General features: G+C 72.2%; 3 protein-coding genes. 1 reads left to right on the top strand and 2 read right to left on the bottom strand.

Translation table 11 applies throughout. From position 1 onward, the window contains the following. Both AB0C29_RS43305 and AB0C29_RS43300 read right to left on the bottom strand, forming a co-directional pair. A partial coding sequence (locus AB0C29_RS43305; RefSeq protein ID WP_360833464.1) for a hypothetical protein occupies nt 1-184 on the bottom strand: 184 nt, incomplete at its 3' end. An 81-nt stretch (nt 185-265) separates the two neighbouring features. Continuing rightward, nucleotides 266-2173, bottom strand: coding sequence for a discoidin domain-containing protein (locus tag AB0C29_RS43300; RefSeq protein WP_360833462.1), 1908 nt, complete (start codon nt 2171-2173; stop codon nt 266-268). 113 nt (nt 2174-2286) lie between these two features. Between AB0C29_RS43300 and AB0C29_RS43295 the strand changes: the two genes are divergently transcribed. Continuing rightward, nucleotides 2287-2485, top strand: a 199-nt coding sequence (locus tag AB0C29_RS43295) for a LacI family DNA-binding transcriptional regulator (protein WP_360833460.1), incomplete at its 3' end; no start/stop codon positions are given.

Below are 2485 nucleotides of genomic sequence, written 5' to 3'. Positions count from 1 at the left end.
CCTCGGTCCCGGGGCGGTCGTGGTAGGTCCACGCGCCGGTGCCGAGCACGCCGCCGGCCTCGGTGGCGGCCGCCGCGACCCGGGCCATCGCCCCGGGCAGCCAGGCCTCGAGGGCAGCCTGGTCGACGCTGCGCTGCTCGGTGACGACGTGCAGCTCGGGCACGTCACGGGTACGGATGTCCATCACACTTCTCCTGATCGTCGGACCGGGCCCGCTGGGGCAGGCGTTCAGGGTGCCGCCTGCCCCAGGGGCCGGGTCAAGCGATCACCGGTACAAGCGCAGATCCGCGATGCTCCACCAGCTTCCGCTGCTGCCCGTCGACGTGACCCGCAGGTAGCGGGCCCGGGTCGGGCGGACGTCGACGTTGGTGAGCTGGCCGGTGCCCGTACCGCGGGCCAGGGTGCGCCAGTAGGTGCCGTCGGTGCTGGCGGTGAGCTCCCAGCCGCGGGCGTAGTCGCCGGTGCTGGCGCCGCTGTCGATGGCCACCCGGCGGAACGTGCGGGTACGGCCGAGGTCGGCCTGCAGGTACTGGCCCGGCTGCTGCGCGGCGCCGCTGGACCACCGGGTGGAGCCGTCGCCGTCGACCGCGGCCGCCGGGGTCTCCCCCGCCGGGGAGGCCGTCGCCGTGGCCCCGGTCAGCGGCACGAGGTCGAGCTCCGAGGTGAGACCGCGGGGCCAGGTGAAGGTGGCCAGGGCGCCGCCGGGCAGCGTGTACTCGAACGACCGGTCCCCGACGGCGACCGCGAAGGTGCGCGGGTCGTCGTTCTCGTTGTGCACCACCAGGGCGGTGGAGCCGTCCGGGTTGCGGAACGCCACGTCCATGAGCTGGCCGTTCCAGCCGGTGGTGCCGAACGAGGTGCTGGCGATGCGGACCGCGCCGGGGCGGACGAACTTCGCCAGGTGCCCGATGGTGAAGTATTCGGCGTCGCGGGTCACCGTGCCGTCGGCCTGCAGGGTGAGCAGCCCGGTGCAGGTGTCGCAGCCGCCCAGGTGCGGGCCGCCGGTGCTGTCCAGGGCGATGTTCCAGTTGACCACCGACTTGGCCCAGTTGCGGGTGGTGCCGATGGTCAGGGTGCGGGCGTGCCAGGTCAGCGTGCCGCGGAAGATCTGCTCCGGGGTGTCGGTGGGGCCGTGCGAGCCCGAGCACTCGGTGAACCAGATGCCCTTGTCCGGGTGCGCCTCGTGCAACGCGGTCTGCGCGCTCGGGTCCCCCGAATAGCAGTGGTACGCGGTCCCGGCGATCCACTTCGCCGCCGGGCTGTCCAGCAACCGGTACGGGTAGTCGGTCTCGGGGTCCTCACCGGCCGGGGTGGTGGCGACGTCGCCGGGATGGGTGGTCCAGTTGTGGTCGTAGCCGAGGATCTTGGTGCGGGGGCTGGCCCGGCGCAGCAGCGGGCCGAGCGCCGAGATGACCTTGGCCTCCTGCGCCACCGGTACGGCCGCACCCGGGTAGCCGCCGTCGTGCCGGTTCTGCGGCTCGTTCTGCACGGTGAGGTAGTCGATCGGCACCCCGGCCCGGGTGTACGCCTGCACGAAGGCGACCAGGTAGCGGGCGTACGCGTCGTAGATCCTCGGGTCGTCCTTGAGGTGCCCGCCGATCAGCGAGTCCGTCGTCTTCATCCACGCGGGCGGGCTCCACGGCGTACCCATGATCTTGAGCTCGGGGTTGAGCTGCCGGGCCCGGCGCAGCAGCGGCAGGATCTGCGCCCGGTCGTGGTCGATGCTGAAATGCCGCAGGCCGAAGTCGGTCTGCCCGGCCGGCACGTCGTCGTAGCTGTAGTGCGCCGCCGCGGCGGTGAAGTCGGAGGAGCCGATCGGCTGGCGCAGGAAGCTGACGCCGATCCCGGAACGCGGGTCGAACAGCGACCGCATGGCCTGCTCGCGGGCCGCCGGGTCGAGGCGGTAGAGCACGCTGGCGGCGGAGTCGGTCAGCGAGGCACCGAAGCCGTCCATGCTCTGGTAGCGGGTGCCCGGGTCGATCGTGATGGTGGTCTCCGGGCTGCCACCGCGGCTGAACGCGACCGGGGCCCGCTCGTGAAGTTGCTCCGCCCGATCGACAGTGGTGACCCACACCCGGGCCTCGGGGGTCCGGCCGCCGTGGGCCTGCGCGGGTGCCGTGGTCAATACCAACAGGGCAGCGGTGGCCGCCGCCCCGAACGCTCGCCGTCTCATGGCTCGCTCCCCAACCCTGTAACAGATGGAACAAGAGGTTCCGCCACCATCGACAGAAAACAATCCGGAAACTCTTCTGTCAACCGTTCAGTCGCGCTGCTACGGTCCTTTTCGTGAAACAGAGCGATGTAACACGGACGGGCCGGAGCACCGTCCGGGAAGTCGCCGCGGCGGCGGGCGTCTCCATCGCCACCGTGTCGCGCGTGCTCAACGGCCGCGGCAGTGTCACCGCCGAGACCCGCGAGCTGGTCGAGAGCACGGTCGCCCGGCTGGACCGGCCCGGTCCCCGGCCGCGTGGCCCGGGCCGGTCGA

This window comes from Actinoplanes sp. NPDC048791, from assembly GCF_040650095.1.
Lineage (GTDB): Bacteria > Actinomycetota > Actinomycetes > Mycobacteriales > Micromonosporaceae > Actinoplanes.
This window is presented reverse-complemented; position numbering and strand designations above follow the sequence as displayed.

Excerpts from the sequence above, each read along its gene's own strand:
- AB0C29_RS43300 (WP_360833462.1), bottom strand. The coding sequence starts at position 2,173 with ATGAGACGGCGAGCGTTCGGGGCGGCGGCCACCGCTGCCCTGTTGGTA.